This window comes from Parahaemophilus parainfluenzae, from assembly GCF_001055095.1.
Lineage (GTDB): Bacteria > Pseudomonadota > Gammaproteobacteria > Enterobacterales > Pasteurellaceae > Haemophilus_D > Haemophilus_D parainfluenzae_Z.
The window spans coordinates 39,191-62,971 of record NZ_JVHG01000006.1 but is presented as its reverse complement, the minus strand read 5'-3'; the positions used below and the strand labels follow the sequence as shown (position 1 = coordinate 62,971).

The following is a 23,781-nucleotide window of genomic DNA, read 5'->3' as shown; positions in this document are numbered from 1 at the left end:
TTTTATTAGTGAAGCGCTTCAACAACGCTTAAGAACATTTTTAAGATACCGGCATTTAATAAGTCGATAAAGAATGCCCCTACCATTGGTACAATTAAGAACGCTTTGTGAGATGGTCCGAAACGGCTGGTAATCGCTTGCATGTTAGCAACGGCTGTTGGTGTAGCACCGAGACCGAAACCACAGTGACCTGCACTTAATACAATCGCATCATAATCTTTACCCATCATACGGTATGTGACGTAGATAGCGAAGAAAGCCATGAAGACAACTTGAACCGCTAAGATAACCAATACATCTGTTGCAAGACCTGCTAGCTCCCAAAGTTTTAGAGACATTAAAGCAATCGCTAAGAAGATAGATAAACCTACGCTGCCTAATACGTCAATCGCTGAATCAGCCACTTGGAATTTGAATAAGTGGGTTAAGCTGTTACGAATGATTACACCTGTAAATAAACACCATACGAAGGTTGGTAATTGAATGTGTGTACCTTTTGTTAAGCCATCTAAGTATTGACCGATGAGTAAACATAAAGAAAGCATTGCGATGGTTTCAATGATTGAGCGCGCATTAATTTTACGTTTGTAAGTTGGGTGCTCAAATGCTTCTTGTACGTCATCTATTTCATCATTCTCTGGATTTTCACCTTGTTTTTGATGATTTAATAAATAACGAGATACTGGACCACCTAAGATACCACCAAAGACTAAACCGAATGTGGCACATGCCATGGCGATTTCTGTGGCAGCAGGTAGATTAAATTCTTTAGTGAAAGTTTCTGCCCATGCCGCACCTGTACCATGACCACCAGTTAGGGTAACTGAACCGGCAAGTAAACCGTAAGCAGGATCAATGCCTAATAATTGAGTACCCAGAATACCGATAATATTTTGGCAAACAATGAGTATTGCCGCTGCCAAGAGGAAGATAACTAATGGTTTTCCGCCTTTAATTAAGCGAGCAAAGTTTGCACTTAAACCGATAGAGGAGAAGAAGACTAACATCATCGATGTTTGTAAGCTTTTCTCAAAAGTGAATGAAGTGCCATTTACTTTGTATAAAACCGTTAATGCAATAGCCACAATAAAGCCGCCAACAACAGGCTCAGGGATATTAAATGTTTGTAAAACTCGAATGCGTTTTACTAGAAAAAAACCGAGTAATAATACAAAACTTGCTAAAGCAAGTGTTTGATAGGTATCAAAAACAATATTCACGAAATATCCTCCTATTTAGTTTGGTTTCGAGAATTCTTATGAGTTGTGTTCAGGTTCAACCACCACAATGTCAACATTACTATGTAATCCACGTGGTAATTGGGAGCCTTTTCTGCCACGTTCAGCACGGAATTTTTGCAGATCTTCCGGTTTTAGAGTAATTTTTCGTTTACCGGAATGGAACTCAAGGCTGGCTTGCTCTGAAATTAAGAACAATTTCACCAATAATTCTGACCGCGCTTTTGCATTCGCTGCTGGAATACTGATGATTTTGTTGCCTTTCCCTTTTGATAATGCCGGTAAATCCCGTACCGGAAAAATCAGCATTCGACCCGCTGAAGTGAGGGACACAAGAAGTGAGGCCGACTCGGAAAGTGTCTCAGGTTTCAAGACTTTCGCATTTTCTGGCAAAGAAATCAAGGCTTTTCCAGCTTTATTACGTGCAATTAAATCTTCAAATTTGCAAATAAAACCATATCCTGCATCTGATGCCATCAATAATTCTTGTTTTTCAGGTTCCATAATAACCTGTTCAATAGTCGCACCTGCCGGTAATGTAAGTTTACCGGTGAGCGGTTCACCTTGGGAACGCGCAGAAGGCAAGCTTAATGGATCTAAAGCGTAGCTACGACCAGTACTATCAATAAAGATTACGGGTTGATTGCTTTTACCACAAGCGTGAGCGAGATATTTATCGCCTGCTTTATAACTTAAGCCTGCCGGATCAATGTCATGCCCTTTTGCACAGCGTACCCATCCCATTTCAGATAAGATAACAGTAACGGGTTCTGCTGGAGTCATTTCACTTTCAGAAATGGCTTTCGCTTCTTCACGCTCAACTAATTGAGACATTCTAGGGCTGGCGTATTTTTTCGCATCTTCTTGAATTTCTTTTTTGATCAAGGTATTTAAGCGACGCTCAGATCCTAAAATTAACTCTAAATTTGACCGCTCTTCTTCGAGTTTATCTTTTTCAGCTTGTAATTGATGTTCTTCTAATTTGGCTAAATGGCGCAAACGTAAGTTTAAAATGGCTTCTGCTTGTTCATCACTTAAGTTAAAGCGAGCCATTAAAACTTGTTTAGGTTCATCTTCAGTACGAATAATTTCAATCACTTCATCAATATTGAGGAAGGCAATCATCAAACCGTCTAAAATGTGTAAACGAGCGAGTACTTTATCTAAATGATGTTGTAAACGACGCGTTACTGTTGTACGACGGAATGTCAGCCATTCGGTAAGAACTTGAAGTAAGCCTTTCACGGCGGGTTTATGATCAAGCCCGATCATATTCATATTCACACGATAGCTTTTTTCAAGATCGGTCGTCGCAAATAAATGCGCCATTAAGGCGTCCGTGTCAACGCGATTTGAACGTGGCACAAGCACGATACGCACAGGATTTTCGTAATCCGCTTCATCACGAATATCTTCTACCATAGGCAATTTTTTCGCCGTCATTTGCTCAGCAATTTGTGCAATGATTTTAGAGGGTGAAGATTGATGAGGAAGTGCACTAATGATGATTTCACCGTCTTCTTTATGCCATGTTGCACGCATTTTGATAGAACCACGACCGGTTTCGTACATTTTGCGAATATCATCTTTTGGCGAAATAATTTCCGCTTCAGTTGGGAAATCTGGGCCTTGAATGATATTGAGTACATCATCTAATCTTGCTTTTGGATTATCTAATAGCAGGACAGCGGCATCCGCCACTTCATTAATATTGTGTGGTGGAATATCGGTTGCCATCCCGACTGCAATCCCGGTGGTGCCGTTCAACAGAATATGAGGCAGACGTGCAGGCAAATATTGTGGTTCTTCTAAAGTACCATCAAAGTTCGGTTGGAAATCAACGGTACCTTGACCTAATTCAGTTAATAGAATCTCAGAAATTTTGGACAGACGAGATTCTGTATAACGCATTGCCGCGAATGATTTAGGATCATCTGGCGCCCCCCAGTTTCCTTGGCCATCCACTAAAGGATAACGGTAAGAAAAGGGCTGAGCCATTAATACCATGGCTTCATAACAAGCGGAGTCGCCGTGTGGATGGAATTTACCTAACACATCACCGACGGTACGCGCAGATTTTTTAAATTTCGCTGCAGCATTTAAACCCAGTTCAGACATCGCATAAACAATACGACGTTGAACAGGCTTTAAGCCATCACCAATAAAAGGTAATGCACGATCCATGATGACGTACATTGAATAATTAAGATAAGCCTTTTCTGTAAAGGTGCGAAGTGGCATCTGCTCGATGCCTTCGTAATTAATATTGCTCATATTTTTTTAATCTATTTTCTTGTTGCACCGGAACTCGCATCAGACTGTTCGTGATGAGAATGCCCCATATCCATTCCTTTATGACTGTCAATTTCGTAAGGAACAGGTTGTGGTTTTTGTGGATTGGCTTCTTTAAAGGCTTCGTCTTTTAGTTTTCCGGAATAAATATTCGGATTTTTTTCGCCTTCGACCACGATTTGTCCCATCGTACCTTTATTTACAGCACGGAAAATCGAGTGATCCATAAAGACATAAGTGCCAGGTACATCAATTAGTGTTTCCACCATGGTGGCACTGCCGGATGGAATCAGGGTAGTTTGAACATTATGATTAACAAGCGTACCGCCTTCCACATACACATTATCAAATACGGCACCAATTAAGTGGAAAGAAGAGCATAAATTTGGTCCAGCATTTCCTACAAATAGACGAATGCTTTCACCGGTTTTCGCTTTTAAGGCATTTCCGTCCATAGTTGCACCGACTTTACCGTTGAAGAGGACGTATTCAGGGCGTTCATCAATGGCTTTTTGCATACTGAATGGTTGCAAGCCAGGATCGCCAAATTCACCTTTGGTATAGAATTCACTTTGCATAATGTAAAATTCGCGATCCACTTTTGGTAAACCTTCTTTGGGCTCAACTAAAACTAAACCATACATCCCCTTGGCAAGGTGAATATCCACAGGCTGACTGCCACAGTGGTATAGATAAATCCCCGAACGTAACGCTCTAAATTGAAAGGTGGATGTGCGGGTTGGTGGGGTTTCACTTGCGATAGCCCCCCCCATTGGCACAGCGGCAGCATGAAAATCGATACTGTGCGGCATCATTGAACTCGCTGAGTTGGAAAGTTGCACTTCCACCATGTCGCCTTCGCGCACACGAATAAACGGCGCAGGCACGCTACCATTTAATGTCCAAAATTTAAATTGCACACCATCCATTAAATCCATAATTTGCTCAAGTGCGGTCAGTTTTACCACGACTTTTGCTGGATAGTTACGATCAATCGGTTTTGGCACATTTGGCGCAAGCGTCAGTTCAGCTTCAATCTCTGGTAAATTTTCAACTGCAGTCGTCGCAGTATTTGAGGCTTTTTCTTCTGCTTGAGCAGAAGGAATAAGGCTTAAACCTGCACCTAATGTAATCGTTGCTAAGCCTAATGCGCTGTTTCTAAAAAAATCTCGACGTTGTTCGTTCATGATTGACCTCAAATAATTAAACTGTTAAATCCACTTGATCGCCATTAGTTTGTAACCAATTTTTGCGATCTTCTGCCCGTTTTTTAGCGAGTAACATATCCATTAATTCTAATGTTGCTGCGCCTTGATCTTCCTCCAGATCGTAAGTTAATTGAACTAAGCGACGAGTATTCGGATCCATGGTGGTTTCACGTAATTGTGAAGGATCCATTTCACCCAAACCTTTGAATCGTTGTACGTTTAAGGTACCTTTTTTACCTTTTAAACGTTCTAAAATCGCTTCTTTCTCATTTTCATCAAGGGCATAAAAGACTTCTTTGCCTAAGTCGATACGATAGAGTGGGGGCATTGCTACATAAACGTGTCCATCTTGTACCAATTTCGGGAAATGGCGTAAAAAGAGGGCACAGAGTAGGGTGGCGATGTGCAAACCATCAGAGTCCGCATCGGCTAAAATACAGACTTTCCCGTAACGAAGTTGAGATAAGTCTTCATTATCAGGATCGATACCAAGCGCCACAGCAATATCATGAATTTCCGTTGAGCCAAGCACTTGATCACTGGCAACTTCCCAAGTATTTAAGATTTTTCCGCGTAACGGTAGGATCGCTTGATATTCACGGTCACGCGCCTGTTTGGCCGAGCCGCCCGCAGAGTCACCCTCTACTAAGAATAATTCGGTTTTTTCTAAATTTTGTGATGCACAATCGGCTAATTTACCCGGTAGAGCAGGACCACTCACTAATTTTTTACGCACGACTTTTTTGGCTGCATTCAGACGACGTTGTGCAGAACTGATCGCCATTTCAGCTAAGCGATCCGCATCTTGTACGTTTTGATTTAACCATAAACTGAAGGCATCTTTTAAAACACCCGCAACAAAGACCGCACTTTGACGGGAAGATAAACGTTCTTTTGTTTGGCCGGCAAATTGAGCATCTTGCATTTTCAGTGAAAGAATATAAGCACAGCGATCCCAAATGTCGTCTGCCGTTAATTTCACGCCACGTGGTAATTTATTGCGGAATTCACAATATTCAGTCATGGCATTGAGCAAACCTTGACGAAGACCATTTACGTGTGTTCCACCTTGTACTGTCGGAATCAAGTTTACATAGCTTTCTGCAATAAGCTCGCCACCTTCCGGCAACCATAATAATGCCCAGCTTACCGCTTCTGTTGAGCCTTTAAATTCACCGACAAAAGGTTTTTCAGGCAAGGTTTCAAAACCATTCACAGCTTCGGTTAAGTAATCGGATAAACCATCTTGATAGCACCACACATCTTCGGTGTTATTCACTTTATCGACAAATTTAATTTCTAAGCCCGAACAAAGCACAGCTTTCGCACGCAATAAGTGGCGTAAACGACTAACAGAAAAATTCTTGCTATCAAAATATTTTGGATTCGGTTTGAAGTGAACGGTGGTGCCGGTTGTACGTCTGCCACAAGTCCCAATGACTTCTAATTCTTCTACTTTTGCACCATTTTCAAAAGCAATTTTATATACTTCGCCATTACGCTTAACTTGAATATCAACACGTTCAGAAAGGGCATTGACGACAGAAATTCCCACCCCGTGTAAACCACCGGCAAATTCATAGTTTTTATTCGAGAATTTACCGCCTGCATGAAGCTTGGTTAAGATCACCTCCACACCAGAAACGCCTTCAGTTGGGTGAATATCCACTGGCATCCCACGGCCATTATCAATGACTTCAAGCGATTGATCGGCGTGTAAAATCACTTCAACTTTGGTGGCAAAACCCGCAAGGGCTTCATCCACACTGTTATCAATAACTTCTTGAGCAAGGTGGTTTGGACGGGTAGTGTCCGTGTACATGCCGGGGCGAATTTGCACCGGTTCGAGATCTTTTAGAACCGTAATTTCTTGAGCAGAATAATTTGTAGTCATTTTTAAAATTAGTTACTTATTTACAAAAAAATTAGCGTGATTTTATCAAAAAATGACGCGTTTATAAAATCAAAGATGAGAAAAGATAAGGATACTATATCAAGGAAAAGTGCGGTCAAAATTTGACGTGAATTTTGACCGCACTTTAAATTCATTTGAACCTATTTAATCTGTTGTAGATTGAGTGATTGAGATACTAAGCTTTTGCTTTTGTTGCCAAATATTCCTGTAACCCTTTATCTCTCAATTTGCAACTCGGGCATTCTCCACAGCCTCCTTCAACACCTTCGTAGCAAGTGTGAGTATGCTGACGAATATAATCTAACGCACCTAATTCATCAGCTAATGCCCAGGTTTGCGCTTTGGTGAGATACATTAGAGGCGTTTTTAAATTGAACGGATAATCCATGGCTAAATTAAGGGTGACATTCATGGATTTGATAAACACATCGCGACAATCGGGATAGCCACTGAAATCTGTTTCACACACGCCCGTGATAATGTCATTAATACTTTGTCCTTTTGCGTAGATCGCCGCATACAATAAGAATAGTGCGTTGCGGCCATCCACAAAGGTATTAGGTAATTCTCCGTCTTTTTGTTCAATATCAGCGTTTGCATCCATTAAGGCATTATGGGTAATAGATTTGATGACGGACGTATCAATCAATGTTTGTTTTACGCCGAGATCTTTGGCGATCCCACGGGCTTTTTCTAATTCAATAGCATGGCGTTGGCCATATTGAAAGGTGACGGTTTCGACATTTTCTACGCCATATTCGGCAATAGCTTGAATTAAACAGGTTGTGGAATCTTGTCCACCAGAGAAGATCACAAGGGCTTTACGATTGTGATTAGGATTTGAAATATTCATAGGATACCTAGTTTTTTTATGTAGGAGGTTTACGAACTACAAGTTAAAAATGAGGCGGTATTGTAGAAGCCAAGTATGAATTTTGCAAGAAATCAGCTAATTTAAGCAGGATAAATCGGTAAAAGTTGTGATACAATTTTGGCAAGTTAGTTTTGAAAAGGTAAACATAATGAAAAAATTGATTCTTATCGTTATTGGTGCATTAGTGATTTCAGCTTGCGCAAATAAAGACGTTTATTTTAATGGTTCGGAAGGATCTCATTCAGGCATGAAATTTGATAAAGACACTCGTCATTGGGGCGTTAATCAATAATTGTTTTGATAAAAGAAAAGCCATACAGTTAGTTGTATGGCTTTTTTGTTAAATCACTTCTTCTTGGCAATGTGGGCAAGTCATTAAATGTTCTTCATTATTGTGCACAATATAATGGCCCATTTTTTTCGCTTTAGTATCAAGATATTTCGTATTGTAACGGTTTTCACCTACATTCAACGGTACACGTTCTACGATATTAATTCCCGCTTTTTTCATGGTTTCTACTTTTTGCGGGTTGTTTGTCATCAAGCGAACTTGCTTCACACCTAATAATTTAAACATATCGGCACACACATTAAAGTTACGCTCATCAGCTTTAAAGCCTAATGCAAGGTTGGCTTCAATAGTATCCATGCCTTGATCTTGTAATGAATAAGCACGAATTTTGTTAATTAACCCAATGCCACGACCTTCTTCACGATGATAGATCAATACACCTCGACCTGCTTCGCTAATTTGACGTAATGCGGCTGCAAGCTGGAAACCGCAATCACATTTTAAACTGTGTAATGCATCACCCGTTAAGCATTCAGAATGAATACGGGCAAGCACAGGCTCATCTTGGTTTGAAATATCACCCATCACTAAAGCGACATGTTCTTTTTTTGTATCGGGAAATTCAAATCCGACCATTTTAAATATGCCATATTCGGTAGGCAAATTGGCTTGAGCAACCAGTTGGATTTTTGACATAACGTATCCTTTTTCAACTTTATTCTGCTAAAATGTGCACTTTATTTTTATTATCAAGAGGCAACAATGTTTAAAAGGCTGTCATTATATACGTTATTCCTTTGTCTTGTACCATTTTTTGTTTGGGGTTTTGCTTATCATTGGCATGGAAACAACCAATTAATGGAATGGGATTATTGGCTTTATCTTTTAACCGAAACGGGTAGCGTACCTTATGCTTTAATTACCTGTGGTGTGTTTGCTTTACTTTTCCGTTTTCTTTTTGAAAACCGTAAACAGTGGATTATGGGCGTAATTGTGATGGGCCTGTCGGTATTATCTACACAAGTAATTAAAACAGGTTTAAAAACAGTTTTTGCCGAGCCACGTCCTTTTACCGTCTATTTAGCGGAAAAAACAGACAGCACGACAGACGCTTTTTATCATCAAGATCGTTCAGAGCGAGCAAAATTAGTCGATAAATTTTATTCTACACAGGCAGATACACCAGCCTGGTTAAAAGCGCATTATGAAGATGAAACGGGTTATTCTTTCCCATCTGGACATTCTATTTTTGCAGCCACTTGGCTAATGTTAGCCGTCGGGTTTAGCCAATTATTAGGCAATCGTTCTTTTAAAGCGGAATTACTGATTGGTGCCATGACCATTTGGGGCGTATTAATGTTGATTAGCCGCGTACGCCTTGGAATGCATTATCCTATCGATTTATTTGTGGCGATAATTTCGGCATGGCTTGTTCATTTGATTATTTTTGGTTTCTTACAGAAGAAAGGCTTATTTAACAATAAATAGAATCAAAGACCGGTTTGAGCGATAAAGCCGGTCTTTTTTATTGCTTGTAGAAAATATGATTTTTATCATGGATTTTCATTTTGATTTCAAGGAAAATACAGTCCAGACATTCCAACAATTTTGACCGCTCTTTTGAGGAGACAATATGTATTACGGTATTGATATCGGTGGCACGAAGATTGAATTAGCCGCTTTTAATGAAAAATTAGAAAAGCTTTATACCGAACGCGTGCCAACGCCACAAACGGATTATCAAGATTGGTTGCAAGCGATCAAAACCTTAGTAGAACGTGCTGATGCCCACTTTGATGAAAAAGGCACGGTAGGTCTTGGGTTGCCAGGATTTGTTAATTTAACGACAGGGCTTGCTGAAGTGACGAATATTCGTGTCGCAGATAATAAGCCCATTTTAACTGATCTTGAAAAAATACTCGGGCGTGAAGTGCGAGCTGAAAATGATGCAAATTGTTTCGCGCTTTCTGAAGCTTGGGACGAAGAGAATACCCAATATCCTTCCGTATTAGGGCTGATTTTAGGCACTGGTTTTGGTGGTGGCTTTGTGATTAACGGCAAAATTCACTCAGGACAAGTGGGGATGGCAGGGGAGTTAGGGCATCTTCAATTAAATTATCATGCCTTAAAATTATTGGGTTGGGATAAAGCCCCTATTTATCAATGTGGTTGTGGTAATCACGCTTGTTTGGATACGTATATTTCTGGTCGCGGCTTTGAAATGTTGTACCGTGATTTAAAAGGGGAAGAATTATCAGCTAAAGACATTATCGATCGTTTTTATGCGAAAGAGGAAAGTGCGGTTGATTTTGTTCGCATTTTTGTGGAGTTAGCGGCTATTTCTATCGGTAACATTATCACTGCGTTTGATCCACATATGATTGTGCTTGGTGGTGGTTTATCGAATTTTGATTATCTTTATGAAGCGTTACCAAAAGCATTGCCACCTCATTTAATGCGTAGTGCAAAAGTGCCACCAATCAAAAAAGCAAAACATGGTGATTCTGGTGGAGTGCGTGGTGCTGCAGCATTATTTTTAAAACGTGAATAGATTTAATCTAAAAATACAGCAAAAATCTGAATAAATTTTGTGTTATAGGATAAAAATCCAGTTTCTTTTTAAGAAAACTGGATTTTTTCTTTTATCTCTCTACAATCAAAATATTGATTTTTTTAAGTGAGGTTTTTATGTTGACAGAATTTGGGAACTGGATTGAGCAAGGTTTAACATGGGTTGTTGAACATTTAGATGAGCCATTATGGAATATCACCATTGTTATTTTATTAGGTGTAGGTCTATTTTTTACTATTACTACAGGTTTAGTACAGCTACGTCTTTTCCCTACAAGTATACGCGAAATGTGGTTTGGACGTGCGGCGGAAGGTAATTCTTTAACGCCATTCCAAGCGTTTGCAACCGGGCTTGCAAGTCGAGTTGGCGTAGGTAATATCAGTGGAGTGGCAACAGCCATTGCGCTTGGTGGTGAAGGTGCGGTGTTCTGGATGTGGGTAACGGCATTTATTGGTATGTCGAGTGCTTTTGCAGAATCAACTTTAGCACAGGTATTTAAAATTCAAGATAAAGATGGCTCTTTCCGTGGTGGCCCCGCTTATTATATTACACAAGGTTTAAAATCTCGTTGGTTAGCGGTAGCGTTTGCGGTATCACTTATTTTTACTTTTGGTTTTGCATTTAATTCAGTACAAGCAAACTCAATCGTAGAAGCAACTAAAAATGCTTGGAATTGGCAAGGTGAATATGTTGGTCTTGTTTTAGTGATATTGACCGCCACCATTATTTTCGGTGGCGTAAAACGTATTGCAACCATTTCTAGTAGCGTCGTACCGATGATGGCACTCTTTTATTTAATCATGGCGGTAATTATCTTAGGCATGCATATTGATATGATCCCGACGGTGATAGCTAATATTTACAAAAGTGCTTTTACTTTCCAATCAGCCGCAGGTGGGATGTTTGGTGCTTTAGTCTCCAAAGCCATGATGATGGGGATTAAACGTGGATTATTCTCTAATGAAGCGGGGATGGGGTCTGCACCAAATGCCGCAGCAGCTGCTCACGTAAAACATCCGGTTAGCCAAGGCTTAGTACAAATGCTCGGTGTGTTTGTAGATACGATGATCGTCTGTACTTGTACGGCAGTGATTATCCTACTTTCAGATAATTACGGCAGTGAAACGCTGAAAAGTATTTCCTTAACGCAAAATGCATTGCGTTATCATGTAGGGGAGTTCGGAGTACACTTCTTAGCTTTCATTTTATTGCTTTTCGCTTATTCCTCTATCATTGGTAATTATGCTTATGCGGAAAGTAACATTCGCTTTATTAAAAATAAGCCGTGGTTTGTATGGTTGTTCCGCTTATCGGTATTGTTCTTTGTTTATTTCGGTTCAGTAAAATCAGGCAATGTTGTGTGGAATTTTGCGGATACTGTGATGGCTGTGATGGCAATCATTAACCTAGTCGCGATTGTTTTACTTTCCCCTATTGTGTGGAAGTTAATGAAAGACTATCAACGTCAATTAAAAGAAGGAAAAGAGCCTGAATTTAAAATTGATCTCTATCCTGAAATTAAAAAACGAGTATTAGAGCATCGAATTTGGAAATAAATCTTGATAGACATAAAAAAGGCGGGACATCCCGCCTTTATTATTTTAAATTGACTCGAAAATTGACCGCACTTTATCGTTCATTTCGATAAGTCAGGAAGTAATAAGAAAGAGCTGAAATAACCACGCAAGCTGTCATTGTATAGAGCATTGGTGCCGCGGTTTCCATTTTAAAGCTTGCGACTAAGGATCCCATCACCGCGCCGACACCAAAACGTACACTTCCCATTAATGAATTTGCAGTCCCCGCCATTGTTGGGAATTTCTCTAGAATAGAGGCGGTGGCATTGGAGGAGATTAATGGATTTTGTCCAACAAAAAAGGCTACGCCAATAGCTATTGGCCAAAAACCGAAATCAAAAAGTGCGGTTAAAAATAACCAAATTCCTGATATGAATTGTACCGCAATACCAATTCGTAACATGGTTTCAGCACCTAATTTCAATACAAATTTCCCATTGAGGTAAGAAGCCGTTGTCATGATGGCAATATTGATCATAAAGAAATAACCGAATTCATCGACAGGGATGCCATAAATACCGATATAGACAATAGAGCCTGCTGTGACGAAAGCAAATAAACCGCCAAATCCAAAAGAGGCGGCCGCCATATAACCTAACACTTCTTTTTGTTTTGAAAGCATCATAAAGTTACGAGCAATGATATTTAGGCGAAGTGGAATACGATTTTCTTGCTTATGGGTTTCAGGAATAATGAAAAAGACGAGTAATGCTGCAAGAAATCCCATCGTACCAATCACATAAAAAATCATGTGCCAGTGGAAATACTTCACAATATATCCGCCAATCACAGGGGCAACAAGCGGCGCGATCATAAAGACAAGCGTGATGGTGGACATGACTCGAGAGAGTTGATCCTTGCTAAATAAATCCCGTAATAACGCCCCAGAAAGCACAACGGGTGCTGCACCAAAGAAACCTTGAATGAAACGCAGAGCAGTGAAACTACCAATAGAATGGATACCGGTTAAAATAATAGCGGTGATAGCACCAATAATGACACCTAACAGAATAATTGGTTTACGACCAAAACTATCGCCAAAGGGCCCCCAGAATAATTGTCCTGCAGCCATGCCGTAAGCAAAGAATGTCAGCGTGTGCTGAACTTGCTCGGAGTTGATATTTAGGTCTTCAGCAATATTTAAAAAGGACGGAATATACATATCCACGCCCAAAGGCGGTAGCATCGAGAGGATGCCGAGCGTGGCGATAAAAATAAAGGTAGGTTTAATATTTTGGCTCATATTATTTCACTAAATTGTCGATTTCTTCCTGAGTGAGTGGACGAAATTCGCCTTCTTCTAAGCTTTCATCTAATTCAACGTTACCTATTCTCCAACGGTGTAGCGCAACGACTTTATTACCAAGTGCAGCAAACATTCGTTTCACCTGATGATAGCGTCCTTCAGAGATAGTTAAATTAACGTTGTAATCATCTAATACTTCTAATTTCGCCGGCTTAGTGGGTTCTTTTTCACCACGTAGCAGAATGCCTTCTTCACAGACTGAAGCATAATGGTTTTCAACTGGATCGGCTAAAGTGACTAAATAGGTTTTTTCGCATTGATGTTTTGGTGAAGTAATACGATGTGACCATTGACCATCATCCGTTAATAGCACGAGCCCGGTGGTATCCACATCTAATCGTCCAGCGCTGTGTAACTTGCCAGAAAGAGGCGGTTCAAAGAACTGATAAATGGTTGGGTAGTCTCCATCATCGTGAGAGCAAACGTAGCCTTGTGGCTTATGCAACATAAAATATTGCCCTTCTTCTACCCAAGGCAACAATTCATCTTCAAAATAAATTTCATCTTCTAGGCTTACTTTGGTCGCACCATTTTTCACAATTTCACCATTAATTTTGACCGCACTTTGGCGAATGGCCTTGGTGGCTTGTGAACGGGTTAAGCCTGTATTCTCAGCAATAAATTTATCTAGTCGCATCGTAAACTCTTATTTTTGATTGAACCAGCTGACGTAATCAAACTGATCGTAATATTTTTCGCCATTCCAACCGGAAAAAGTAAATAAATCGCCCACTTCGCCTTCGTTTTCAAAGCCTTTAATGTAGAAAGCGGATTTTAATTCAGGATATGGCTTGTGGGTAAAGACGACTTTGTTTGGATAAGGCAAGTTATCGAAGGCTTGCAAGTCTTCATATTTTGCACCTTTTCCACCATCTTTATCGGTCATCATAATAAACAAGTTATCGAGGTTTAAACGCTGTGAGCGAGCTTCCCATTTTTCCTGAGCTTCTTGTTCAGAGTGGTAGTGCATAAAGTGTACTTTAAGATCACCTAATAGACCAACGGGATATGGTTTTTCTGTTTGTATAAATTGAAGCGGTTGTGCTTGATAGAATGCGATGTTCTGTAGATAGCGAACAAAATCGCTTGGATCTAAATAAAGGTTAACAAACGGAGAATTAAAAGGCTGATTGAGGTCGTGCAAAATAAATGCACCGACACAGTTTGCCGAAATTACTGACATGCCTTGGTTGGTTAACCGTTGTTGGAAGGTTTTGTTAATCGCTTTCCGTTGTAATTTATTGATGGCACTTCTAAATTTAGAAAATAAACTCATTATTTACATCCTGCATGTTTTTTTGCGACATAGTAACGTTTTTGGCTCTAAATGTGAAGAAAAGGCAAAAAGTGCGGTCGATTTCACTCATATTTTGTAATAAATTTGTAAAATTTTTGCGGTATGTCACAAAATTCTCTTAAAAAGAGAGTATAATGGCGCAAATTTTATTTAACCTAAGTGAAAATGGAGTATTTTATATGAGCGAACAATTACGCCAAGCCGCATTAGATTTTCATGAATTCCCAATTCCGGGGAAAATTGCCGTTACCCCAACCAAATCTCTAGAAACCCAGCATGATTTAGCCCTTGCTTATTCTCCAGGTGTTGCAGAGCCTTGTCTCGAAATTGAAAAAGATCCTTCTGCTGCAAGCCGTTATACTGCTCGTGCTAATTTAGTGGCCGTGATTTCAAATGGTACTGCCGTATTAGGTTTAGGAAATATTGGTGCACTTGCCTCAAAACCTGTTATGGAAGGGAAAGGTGTATTGTTCAAAAAATTTGCCGGCATCAATGTATTCGATATTGAAATCAATGAACATGATCCAGATAAATTAATCGATATTATTTCTTCATTAGAACCTACTTTTGGTGGAATTAACCTTGAAGATATCAAAGCACCGGAATGTTTCCACATTGAAAAAGCGTTGCGTGAACGTATGGGAATTCCGGTATTCCATGATGACCAACACGGTACAGCTATTATCGTCGGTGCGGCTGCATTAAATGGTTTAGAAATTATTGGAAAAAATATCGCAGATGTACGCTTAGTGGTTAATGGTGCCGGTGCTTCTGCTATTGCTTGTACTAACTTGCTTCGTGCATTAGGTTTCAAAAAAGAAAACATCACCATGTGTGACTCTAAAGGTGTGATTTTCAAAGGCCGAGGCGATAACATGGATGAAACCAAACAATTCTACGCCATTGAAGATAATGGTTGGCGCACATTAGCGGATGCCGTTAAGGGAGCCGATGTGTTCTTAGGTTGCTCTAAAGCAGGTGCATTAAAACCTGAAATGGTGAAAACCATGGCGGAAAATCCATTGATTCTTGCATTAGCTAACCCTGTACCTGAAATTACACCTGATGAAGCGAAAGCAGTGCGTCCAGATGCGATTGTTTGTACTGGTCGTTCAGACTTTCCAAACCAAGTAAATAACGTACTTTGTTTCCCATTCTTATTCCGTGGTGCACTAGATGTAGGTGCAACAGCGATTAATGAAGAAATGAAATTAGCGGCTTCTCATGCCATTGCGAGTCTTGCGAAAGAACCGGTTCCATTAGAAATTATTGCTAATTATGGTGCGTTATCATTTGGGCCGGATTATGTAATTCCGACTCCGTTCGATCCTCGTTTATTATTTACCGTATCTTCTGCGGTAGCGAAAAAAGCAATGGAAACAGATGTGGCAACCCGTCCAATTACCGATTGGGCAGATTATGAAAAACAATTAAAAGCATTAGTTGCAGCTTAATCCTTCTCTTTCAAAGTGCGGTCAAAAATGATGATGTTTTTAACCGCACTTTGTGTTTTTTTATCTGTCTATGGAAGGAATGGCACATTAATGTGCTTTAAATTAATCAAGGGGTAGCGATTCCCTTAGGACTTATGAGTGTCAAAATGAAACAAACACGTTCTCCTTTATATCCGATTTTTCTCTTCGTCATCATTAATCTGATCATTTTCACCTTATCTCGTCTTGGGCTTGCGATTTGGCAAGCAGACCGTGTCTCTGCGGTAGCGGGTTGGGGGCAATTATTCTTACAAGGCTTACGTATGGATATCGTGGCCTTGTGCTATTTATTTGGTGTGCCGGCATTATTGACGGTGCTATTTCATCATAGCCGAATTTGGAAAATGATTTTACGCATTTGGCTTACTCTCGGTAGTGTGTTCATTCTATTTATGGAACTGGCTACGCCTGCATTTATCGAAACCTATGACTTCCGTCCAAACCGACTCTTTATTGAATATTTAATTTATCCGAAAGAAGTCTTTTCAATGTTGATGGAAGGCCATTTAACTGCGGTCATTTTTAGTCTTATTTTCACCGTTACGGCTTTCTTCTGTTATTGGAAACTATCTGGTTATGCGGTGAAAAACTTACGCCCAATGAGCTGGAAATTACGCCCTGTTGTAGCATTGCTCGTGATTGCCGTTGCTTTTTTAGGTGCGCGTTCGAGTTTCCAACACCGTGGTGTTAACCCTGCAATGGTCGCCTTTTCTTCCGATGGTTTAGTGAATTCTCTAGTGTTGAACTCTGGCTATTCTGTCCTTTATGCGGCACAGCAATTTAAAGATGAAGGTTCGTCTTCCGCAGTGTACGGCAAAATGGATACTGATGAAATGTTGCGTATAGTCAAAGCTAGCCGTGGCCGTCCTGAAAGTGATTATATTTCAGAGAAGATTCCAACATTAACGAAAAACCAAGCCACTTACCAAGGTAAACCGAAAAATATCGTCATTATTTTGGAAGAAAGTTTTGGGGCGCAATTTGTCGGTACATTAGGCGGAAAACCACTTTCGCCTGAATTTGATAAATTAGCCAAAGAAGGTTGGTTATTTGAAAATCTCTATGCGACAGGTACGCGTTCTGTACGTGGTATTGAAGCTACTACAGCAGGTTTCACACCCACTCCAGCACGTGCAGTGGTGAAATTAAATAACAGTCAAAGTGGTTTCTTTACCATTGCAGATTTACTTGCTAAACAAGGTTATAACACGTCTTTTATTTATGGCGGTGAAAAACACTTTGATAACATGGCAAGCTTCTTCTATGGTAACGGTTTCCAAAATATTATCGATCAAAAGGATTATCAAAATCCGAAATTTACCGCGACTTGGGGCGTGAGTGATGAGGATTTATTTGATAAAGCGAACGAAACCTTTACCCAATTACAGAATGAAGGAAAACCATTCTTTAGCTTAGTGTTCAGTTCGAGCAATCACGATCCTTTTGAATTTCCGGATGGTAAAATTGAGCTTTACGAACAACCAAAAGCAACCCGTAATAACAGCGCAAAATATGCGGATTATGCCATTGGTTATTTCTTCAAATTAGCGAAACAATCTAATTATTGGAAAGATACCGTGTTCTTGGTGATTGCAGACCATGATTCCCGCGCAGCGGGTGCAAGCTTAGTGCCAATTAAGCATTTCCATATTCCGGCGTTAATTTTAGGAGATCATGTAGAGCCACGCCGAGACAGTCGTTTAGTGAGTCAAATTGATATGCCGACAACCTTGCTTTCTATTGCGGGTGTAAGTGGTAATTATCCGATGATTGGTTTTGATTTAACGCAAAACGTTAATCCGGATCGCGCCTTTATGCAATTCGATCAAGCCCAAGCGTTAATGAAAGGCAATCATGATGTCGTTATCCAAACACCAAATAGCAAAGCAAAAGGTTATGTTTACGATAAGGAAAAAGACACATTAACTGAAAAAGAAGTCCCGGAAGAAATGAAAAAAGAAGCCTTGGCACATGCTTTACTTGGCAGCTATTTATATAAAAACCGTTTATATAAAGGCAGTGAAGAGAAATAAAGAGCGGTCAGTTTTAGGCTAATTTTAAAGGGCGAATGATTTCGCCCTTTTTCTTTATATGATTTTTGCTTAGTGATTTTCATCAATCACACGTGGGAATAAAATATTATTTTCACGGTGGATATGCATCATTAAATCGTCTGCAAATTCTTGGATGCCACTATAAAGTGCACGCCATGTATTACAAGCATCTACTGGAGGCGTCATATTATTTGTTAATGATTTCAATACATCTAAATGTTCGCCGTGTTCTGCATGTTCCATTTCCATCATACGAATTGGCATTTGCGCCATCATATAATTACCAGCTTTGATCATTGGGAAAAGCACGTGCTCTTCTTTCATCATATGGTTGCTCAAATCCTCATAGACATTGCGTAATTCAGCTGCCACACCCATTGGACAATCTTCACGATCGCCATGAACACTTTCTACACGATCCGCTAAGACGATTAATTCTTGAAGCTGTTCACGGTGACGTTGATGGTAGCGAACTAAAATATGATCGATAATTTCAGGATAAGTTGCATTAACCCAATATTCTTCAGGGTTTTCTGCTTTGCTATTTTGAAGCTCGGTTAAACGTGTTTCAATTTCTGCTAAATTTAATCCTTTTTCTGCCGCTGCATTTGCAAGTGTATCGGAACCACCACAGCAGAAATCCAAATCGTATTCGCGAAGTAGAGATGTTGAGCCGGGTACGCTGACAGCGATTTCACTTAATTTTTTATCTCCAAAAGACATAATGAATCTCCTTATTGATTAGGTAGAGTTAAAAAGTTGAGTGAAATACTAAGATAATGAAAGAAAAATGCAACGGATTTTTTAGCAAAGTATGATTTAAATCAAAGCTAAAAGTTAAAGTTACCGTGTTGTAGGTAGGTATTGATGCGTATTAAAGTGAAAGTTGCATTGCTTTGATGAGGTGTTATTATTCGAGCATAGAGAGGGGATAATCATGAAGCGAATCTATCGATTTTTGGCTATTGGCTTAGTGTTAGTGGTTTTAGGTGTTGGATATTTTCTTACGAATTTAACGATTTTTGACCATACATTTATTCAACTAAAAACGTCACAAAAAGTGAGTTATATTCCTTTTAAAAACAAGTTAAATATGCAATGTGACAAGGCTGATTATTCAGTGCCTAAATTAGCCAGTTCTCGTTTTAATTTGATAACTTGGAATGTACATAAAGGGCAAGATAAAGGTTGGCAAGAAGATTTAGCGCGACTTTCTAAACAAGCGGATTTTGTGTTATTACAAGAGGCGACGCAGTATCAAAATTTAAGTACATTTTCGACCGCACTTTTTGTGTCCTCTTTTTCTTTTAAAGATCTCTTATCAGGTGTAAAAACATTTACCCAAACACAGCCAGAATGGTATTGCGGTGGTGGCGTAGCTGAACCATTAATACAAATTCCCAAAGTGGCAAGTGTGATGAGTTTTCCATTAGAAAAAGGCAATAGTTTGCTACTTATTAATGTGCATTTAATTAATTTTGAATGGGGCATTTCCACTTATCAAACCCAGTTAGAGCAGCTATTTTCCTTTGTTGAAAATCATCAAGGTCCTATCATCATGTCTGGTGATTTTAATGCGTGGAATGAACGTCGTCTGAATTTAGTCAATAATTTGATACAAAAATACGGCTTAGATTCTGTGGTGCTCTCTCAAGATGAGCGGGTTAGATTTTTAGGGTATCCACTGGATTATATTTTTACGCGAGGCGTAAAGGTGGTCAGTGCAACATCAGAAGTGGTCACTTCATCAGATCATAATCCATTACTGATGGAATTCGAATTAGAATAAAGTGCGGTCAGGTTTTTGGGAAATTTTAGGGCTAACGTTACGTTAGCCCTAGGTATTAATTATTTAGTTTGGTTAATTAAGAATTGCGTTAATAAAGACACCGGACGACCCGTTGCACCTTTATTGGCGCCTTGAAGCCAAGCTGTCCCCGCAATATCTAAATGCGCCCAAGTATATTTTTTCGTAAAGTTGGAGAGGAATGCGCCTGCAGTAATCGCGCCGCCCCAGCGCCCCCCAATATTGGCTAAATCAGCAAATAGAGATTTTAATTGCTCTTGATATTCTTCACTCAACGGTAAACGCCAAGCTTTATCAGTAGTTTGTTGTGCGGCTTGTAATAACTGTTCAGCCAAGGCATCATCAGTTGAAACTAAGCCACTGTTATGTTGGCCTAACGCCACCACGCAAGCACCTGTTAGGGTTGCGACATCAATCACATATTGCGGTTCAAAACGTTCTACATAGGTGAGCGCATCACAAAGTACTAAACGTCCTTCAGCGTCAGTATTTAATACTTCTACGGTTAAACCATTCATTGTGGTAAGAATATCACCTGGACGATAGGCATTGCCATCAGGTAAGTTTTCACAACCGGCTAATACGCCGATGACATTTAATGGCAGATTTAATTCAGCAATAGCTTTCATCGTACCAAAGACAGACGCTGCACCGCACATATCGTATTTCATTTCATCCATATCTGCGGCAGGTTTTAAAGAAATTCCGCCCGCATCAAAGGTTAAACCTTTACCCACTAACACGATTGGTTTTGCGTTTTTATCAGGCGCATTGTTGAAATGTAAAATAGACATATAAGCTGGGTTTTGTGAACCGCGAGATACGGCTAAATACGCATTCATGCCAAGTTTTGTCATGTCTTCTTCATCAATCACATCGAGGGAAAGTACGGTTGATGTTTCAGCTAATTTTTTAGCTTGTTCAGCTAAATAAGCCGGGGTACAAATATTGGGCGGCATATTCGCGATATTACGCGCAGCTTTTACACCATTTGCAATGGCTTGTGCTTCTGCGATGGCTTGCTTAGCTTGTGCGTCATCGGTATTAAAAATGATTTCTTGAAGTGAGATAGCATCCGCTTTTTTACTTTTAAATTCGTCGAATTGATAAAGACTATGTTCGATGGTTTCAACGGTAAAACGCACATTCCAAAATAGATCGCGATCTTTAATTTCCACATCCGTTAAATTATTCACTGCTTGCTGAATATTTAACTCTTTTAATGTTTGGGTAACACGCTGGATGATTTGTTTAAATTGGCGCTCAGTCGTTTCGCCTTTTTTGCCACAACCCGCGACTAACAAGCGTTTAGCGGCAAGATTTGGTAACGAATGAAGCAGAGTCGCTTGACCAATTTTGCCTGAAAGATCTTGGCTTTGAGCTAATTGGCTGAGGTAACCTTGTGTGATTTGATCGATTTCATTGAAACTTTTTGTAAATTCGTTGTTCTCATAAATGCCGATGATAAGGCAATCGGTTGATTGAGAAAGTGCGGTTGAGTTTGCTTGATATTTCATGTTATTTCCTTATGTTGCTAATTTGCTATTTAAATCAGTGAAAATAAGGTATCATACGCCATCTAAATTAGCCAGTTTCCCGTGTTTTTTAGTTAGAAAAAAGAATGATATTAACCCGATATTTAACAAAAGAAGTCTTTAAAAGCCAAATTGCGATTTTGTTTATTTTGCTTTTAATTTTCTTCAGCCAACAACTTGTTCGCGTGCTTGGTTCAGCGGCAAATGGTAAAGTGCCTGCCGATCTTGTGTTCTCTTTACTCGGATTAGGGATGCCAACAATGGCGCAATTAATGTTGCCATTATGTTTGTTTATCGCCATTTTGCTAACTTTTGGTCGTCTCTACGCAGAAAGTGAAATTACGGTAATGCGTGCTTGTGGTGTGGGACAACGTATTCTTGTTCGTGTGGCGTTAATTCTTTCTTTGTTCACTGCTGGCTTGGCTGCTTACAACGCTTTATGGCTTTCACCATGGGCCATTCAAAAGCAAGCGGCGATTGTCGAAGATGCTAAAGCAAATCCCACCATGGGCGCGTTGACTTCGGGGCAATTCATGTCCACAAGTAACAATAATTTCGTTTTATTCATTGATAAGATCAATGGTAATCAAATCAGTGATGTTTATCTTTTCCAAATGAAAGCCAAAGGGCAAACGAAGCCATCAGTGGTTACCGCTGAAAAAGGTGAGTTAAAAGCGTTACCGAATGGCGATCAAGTCTTGAATTTACAGAATACCTTGCGTGTAGAAGGCACATCCGTGCTTCCTGATTTTCGTATTACACATTTTGATGATTACCAAGCGTATTTAGGCCATCAAGAGACAAACTCGGAAAGTGATGAAGCCGCTGAATTATCTTTTGAGCAATTATTAAAAGATAAAAGTGCAGCAGCAAAAGCAGAGTTGCATTGGCGAATTACCTTAATTTTAGCGGTGCCTTTAATGGCGCTTATTGCTGTACCAATGAGTAAAGTAAATCCTCGCCAAGGCCGTTTTGCGAAAATCTTACCGGCATTATTGCTTTATTTAATTTATTTCTTATTACAAAGCTCATTTAAATCTGCGGGTGGCGCAGGTAAGCTTGATGCAGGTTTGTTAATGCCGTTGGTAAATATCGCCTTTTTAATTTTAGGAATTGTGCTGAATAGTTGGGATAGCACTGCTATGCATAAATTCCGTCGTGTATTCAGAAAAGGGTAATAACAATGTTGATGAATACTCTTGATCGTTATATCGGTAAAAGCATCTTAGGGGCAATTTTTGCCACGTTATTTACGTTAGTTGGTCTTTCGGCAATTATCAAATTTGTAGAACAATTCCGCAGTGTAGGGAAAGGTTCTTATGATATTTGGCAAGCGGTGGCTTATACAGGATTAACCATTCCCAAAGATGTGGAAACCTTTTTCCCAATGGCAGCTTTGTTAGGTGCCTTAATTGCTTTAGGTAATTTAGCCAGCCGTAGTGAATTAGTGGTCATGCAATCTGCGGGTTTTTCTCGTTTTAAAATTGGATTAGCTGTCATGAAAACGGCACTTCCACTGGTGCTTTTTACCATGATTATTGGTGAGTGGGGGATTCCACAAACTGAACAGTTTGCCCGTGATATGCGTACTCGTGCACTTTCTGGTGGTTCAATGCTTTCGGTAAAAAATGGTGTATGGGCAAAAGATGGTAATAATTTCGTGTATGTTCGTCGTATTACCGATGATGCACAATTAGAAGATATTTATATTTATACCTTTGATGACCAGCGTAACCTCACTCATTTGAAACACGCGAATCAAGCACAATATTCTGCTGAAAATAATCAATGGCAGTTGCGCCAAGTGAATAATTCAGCAGTATCAAAAGAGCAAATTACCACAACAAACCGCCTAACAGAAGATTGGGCAACAAGCTTAACGCCAGATAAATTAGGCGCAGTTTCATTACGTCCAACATCATTATCCATTTCAGGTTTGTATGAATATATTGCGTTTTTAAAACAAACAGGACAGGATTCTCGCCGTTTTGAATTAACCTATTGGCGTAAGATTTTACAGCCCCTTTCTGTAGGTGTGATGATGATGCTTGCGTTATCTTTCATCTTCGGTTCTCTACGTAGTGTCACCGCAGGGGCGAGAATCGTAACGGGGATTTGCTTTGGATTCTTGTTCTATGTCGTCAATGAAATTTTTGGACAAATGAGTGTGGTATTTAATGCACCAGCCTTTTTAGGTGCACTGATGCCAAGTCTCTTATTTATGGCGATTATTTGGTGGCTACTTGCAAGAAAACGAGATTAATTAATATAAAAAATGAAAAAGGCGAACTGATATAGTTCGCCTTTTTGTTTGCTAAAAA

Annotated in this window: 20 protein-coding genes and 1 riboswitch; of the genes, 9 read left to right on the top strand and 11 right to left on the bottom strand. The window is 39.7% G+C overall.

What is annotated here, in order from left to right; all coding sequences use genetic code 11:
* Positions 1-5: 5 nt before the first annotated feature.
* The 5 genes from gltS to queC form a co-directional block, all read right to left on the bottom strand.
* The gene (gltS, locus tag ADA56_RS01515; RefSeq protein WP_049368873.1) at positions 6-1,220 is read right to left on the bottom strand and encodes a sodium/glutamate symporter; all 1,215 of its coding nucleotides are present in this window, start codon (positions 1,218-1,220) and stop codon (positions 6-8) included.
* A gap of 36 nt (positions 1,221-1,256) precedes the next feature.
* On the bottom strand, positions 1,257-3,512 hold the full coding sequence (gene parC, locus ADA56_RS01510) for a DNA topoisomerase IV subunit A (protein WP_049368872.1): 2,256 nt from the start codon (positions 3,510-3,512) through the stop codon (positions 1,257-1,259).
* Between the two features lie 11 nt (positions 3,513-3,523).
* Entirely contained in the window at positions 3,524-4,717 is a 1,194-nt protein-coding gene (gene nirK / locus ADA56_RS01505; protein ID WP_049368871.1) for a copper-containing nitrite reductase, read from the bottom strand.
* Positions 4,718-4,733: 16 nt separating this feature from the next.
* Entirely contained in the window at positions 4,734-6,632 is a 1,899-nt protein-coding gene (parE, locus tag ADA56_RS01500; protein WP_049368870.1) for a DNA topoisomerase IV subunit B, read from the bottom strand.
* Positions 6,633-6,828: 196 nt separating this feature from the next.
* Positions 6,829-7,506, bottom strand: coding sequence for a 7-cyano-7-deazaguanine synthase QueC (gene queC / locus ADA56_RS01495; protein WP_049368869.1), 678 nt, complete (start codon positions 7,504-7,506; stop codon positions 6,829-6,831).
* Position 7,507: 1 nt separating this feature from the next.
* A riboswitch (PreQ1 riboswitch) is annotated at positions 7,508-7,552 on the bottom strand.
* A gap of 123 nt (positions 7,553-7,675) precedes the next feature.
* Between queC and ADA56_RS09600 the strand changes: the two genes are divergently transcribed.
* Positions 7,676-7,819, top strand: a complete 144-nt coding sequence (locus tag ADA56_RS09600; RefSeq protein ID WP_014065561.1) for a hypothetical protein — start codon at positions 7,676-7,678, stop codon at positions 7,817-7,819.
* A 48-nt stretch (positions 7,820-7,867) separates the two neighbouring features.
* Here ADA56_RS09600 and ribA read toward each other — a convergent pair whose 3' ends face one another.
* Positions 7,868-8,515, bottom strand: a complete 648-nt coding sequence (ribA, locus tag ADA56_RS01490) for a GTP cyclohydrolase II (RefSeq protein WP_049368868.1) — start codon at positions 8,513-8,515, stop codon at positions 7,868-7,870.
* Between the two features lie 66 nt (positions 8,516-8,581).
* Here ribA and ADA56_RS01485 point away from each other — a divergent pair, with 66 nt between their 5' ends.
* The 3 genes from ADA56_RS01485 (at position 8,582) to ADA56_RS01475 (ending at position 11,947) form a co-directional block, all read left to right on the top strand.
* Positions 8,582-9,307 carry a phosphatase PAP2 family protein gene (locus ADA56_RS01485; RefSeq protein ID WP_049368867.1) on the top strand — a complete coding sequence of 242 codons (726 nt, stop codon included), beginning with the start codon at positions 8,582-8,584 and terminating at the stop codon, positions 9,305-9,307.
* Positions 9,308-9,452: 145 nt separating this feature from the next.
* On the top strand, positions 9,453-10,370 hold the full coding sequence (gene nagK, locus ADA56_RS01480; RefSeq protein WP_049368866.1) for an N-acetylglucosamine kinase: 918 nt from the start codon (positions 9,453-9,455) through the stop codon (positions 10,368-10,370).
* 137 nt (positions 10,371-10,507) lie between these two features.
* Positions 10,508-11,947 (top strand): alanine/glycine:cation symporter family protein, encoded by a 1,440-nt coding sequence (locus ADA56_RS01475; protein ID WP_049368865.1) that lies wholly within the window; start codon positions 10,508-10,510, stop codon positions 11,945-11,947.
* Positions 11,948-12,020: 73 nt separating this feature from the next.
* Here ADA56_RS01475 and ADA56_RS01470 read toward each other — a convergent pair whose 3' ends face one another.
* From ADA56_RS01470 to ADA56_RS01460, 3 genes are read right to left on the bottom strand one after another with little or no spacing between them, the layout of a single operon-like run.
* Positions 12,021-13,211, bottom strand: coding sequence for a Bcr/CflA family multidrug efflux MFS transporter (locus ADA56_RS01470; protein ID WP_049368864.1), 1,191 nt, complete (start codon positions 13,209-13,211; stop codon positions 12,021-12,023).
* 1 nt (position 13,212) lies between these two features.
* Positions 13,213-13,911, bottom strand: a complete 699-nt coding sequence (rsuA, locus tag ADA56_RS01465; protein WP_049368863.1) for a 16S rRNA pseudouridine(516) synthase RsuA — start codon at positions 13,909-13,911, stop codon at positions 13,213-13,215.
* 9 nt (positions 13,912-13,920) lie between these two features.
* Positions 13,921-14,550 carry a DUF1919 domain-containing protein gene (locus ADA56_RS01460; RefSeq protein ID WP_014065555.1) on the bottom strand — a complete coding sequence of 210 codons (630 nt, stop codon included), beginning with the start codon at positions 14,548-14,550 and terminating at the stop codon, positions 13,921-13,923.
* 200 nt (positions 14,551-14,750) lie between these two features.
* Here ADA56_RS01460 and ADA56_RS01455 point away from each other — a divergent pair, with 200 nt between their 5' ends.
* Together ADA56_RS01455 and ADA56_RS01450 are read left to right on the top strand one after the other, a co-directional pair.
* A complete protein-coding gene (locus tag ADA56_RS01455; protein ID WP_049368877.1) occupies positions 14,751-16,025 on the top strand; it encodes a malic enzyme-like NAD(P)-binding protein in 1,275 nt (424 codons plus the stop codon).
* A gap of 146 nt (positions 16,026-16,171) precedes the next feature.
* The gene (locus tag ADA56_RS01450; RefSeq protein WP_049368862.1) at positions 16,172-18,097 is read left to right on the top strand and encodes an LTA synthase family protein; all 1,926 of its coding nucleotides are present in this window, start codon (positions 16,172-16,174) and stop codon (positions 18,095-18,097) included.
* Positions 18,098-18,166: 69 nt separating this feature from the next.
* Here the strand turns inward: ADA56_RS01450 and ytfE are convergent, their stop codons facing one another.
* Positions 18,167-18,841 carry an iron-sulfur cluster repair protein YtfE gene (gene ytfE / locus ADA56_RS01445; protein WP_049368861.1) on the bottom strand — a complete coding sequence of 225 codons (675 nt, stop codon included), beginning with the start codon at positions 18,839-18,841 and terminating at the stop codon, positions 18,167-18,169.
* Between the two features lie 214 nt (positions 18,842-19,055).
* Between ytfE and ADA56_RS01440 the strand changes: the two genes are divergently transcribed.
* Positions 19,056-19,907, top strand: coding sequence for an endonuclease/exonuclease/phosphatase family protein (locus tag ADA56_RS01440; RefSeq protein WP_049368860.1), 852 nt, complete (start codon positions 19,056-19,058; stop codon positions 19,905-19,907).
* A gap of 59 nt (positions 19,908-19,966) precedes the next feature.
* Here ADA56_RS01440 and ADA56_RS01435 read toward each other — a convergent pair whose 3' ends face one another.
* Positions 19,967-21,442, bottom strand: a complete 1,476-nt coding sequence (locus tag ADA56_RS01435) for a leucyl aminopeptidase (protein ID WP_049368859.1) — start codon at positions 21,440-21,442, stop codon at positions 19,967-19,969.
* 104 nt (positions 21,443-21,546) lie between these two features.
* Between ADA56_RS01435 and lptF the strand changes: the two genes are divergently transcribed.
* Together lptF and lptG are read left to right on the top strand one after the other, a co-directional pair.
* Positions 21,547-22,638 carry an LPS export ABC transporter permease LptF gene (gene lptF / locus ADA56_RS01430; protein WP_049368858.1) on the top strand — a complete coding sequence of 364 codons (1,092 nt, stop codon included), beginning with the start codon at positions 21,547-21,549 and terminating at the stop codon, positions 22,636-22,638.
* 11 nt (positions 22,639-22,649) lie between these two features.
* Entirely contained in the window at positions 22,650-23,723 is a 1,074-nt protein-coding gene (gene lptG / locus ADA56_RS01425) for an LPS export ABC transporter permease LptG (protein WP_373897079.1), read from the top strand.
* Positions 23,724-23,781: the final 58 nt, after the last annotated feature.

Coding starts and splice junctions, on each gene's coding strand:
- parC (WP_049368872.1), bottom strand. CDS start 3,512: ATGAGCAATATTAATTACGAAGGCATCGAGCAGATGCCACTTCGCACC.
- nirK (WP_049368871.1), bottom strand. CDS start 4,717: ATGAACGAACAACGTCGAGATTTTTTTAGAAACAGCGCATTAGGCTTA.
- parE (WP_049368870.1), bottom strand. CDS start 6,632: ATGACTACAAATTATTCTGCTCAAGAAATTACGGTTCTAAAAGATCTC.
- queC (WP_049368869.1), bottom strand. CDS start 7,506: ATGAATATTTCAAATCCTAATCACAATCGTAAAGCCCTTGTGATCTTC.
- ADA56_RS09600 (WP_014065561.1), top strand. CDS start 7,676: ATGAAAAAATTGATTCTTATCGTTATTGGTGCATTAGTGATTTCAGCT.
- ribA (WP_049368868.1), bottom strand. CDS start 8,515: ATGTCAAAAATCCAACTGGTTGCTCAAGCCAATTTGCCTACCGAATAT.
- ADA56_RS01485 (WP_049368867.1), top strand. CDS start 8,582: ATGTTTAAAAGGCTGTCATTATATACGTTATTCCTTTGTCTTGTACCA.
- nagK (WP_049368866.1), top strand. CDS start 9,453: ATGTATTACGGTATTGATATCGGTGGCACGAAGATTGAATTAGCCGCT.
- ADA56_RS01475 (WP_049368865.1), top strand. CDS start 10,508: ATGTTGACAGAATTTGGGAACTGGATTGAGCAAGGTTTAACATGGGTT.
- ADA56_RS01470 (WP_049368864.1), bottom strand. CDS start 13,211: ATGAGCCAAAATATTAAACCTACCTTTATTTTTATCGCCACGCTCGGC.
- rsuA (WP_049368863.1), bottom strand. CDS start 13,911: ATGCGACTAGATAAATTTATTGCTGAGAATACAGGCTTAACCCGTTCA.
- ADA56_RS01460 (WP_014065555.1), bottom strand. CDS start 14,550: ATGAGTTTATTTTCTAAATTTAGAAGTGCCATCAATAAATTACAACGG.
- ADA56_RS01455 (WP_049368877.1), top strand. CDS start 14,751: ATGAGCGAACAATTACGCCAAGCCGCATTAGATTTTCATGAATTCCCA.
- ADA56_RS01450 (WP_049368862.1), top strand. CDS start 16,172: ATGAAACAAACACGTTCTCCTTTATATCCGATTTTTCTCTTCGTCATC.
- ytfE (WP_049368861.1), bottom strand. CDS start 18,841: ATGTCTTTTGGAGATAAAAAATTAAGTGAAATCGCTGTCAGCGTACCC.
- ADA56_RS01440 (WP_049368860.1), top strand. CDS start 19,056: ATGAAGCGAATCTATCGATTTTTGGCTATTGGCTTAGTGTTAGTGGTT.
- ADA56_RS01435 (WP_049368859.1), bottom strand. CDS start 21,442: ATGAAATATCAAGCAAACTCAACCGCACTTTCTCAATCAACCGATTGC.
- lptF (WP_049368858.1), top strand. CDS start 21,547: ATGATATTAACCCGATATTTAACAAAAGAAGTCTTTAAAAGCCAAATT.
- lptG (WP_373897079.1), top strand. CDS start 22,650: ATGAATACTCTTGATCGTTATATCGGTAAAAGCATCTTAGGGGCAATT.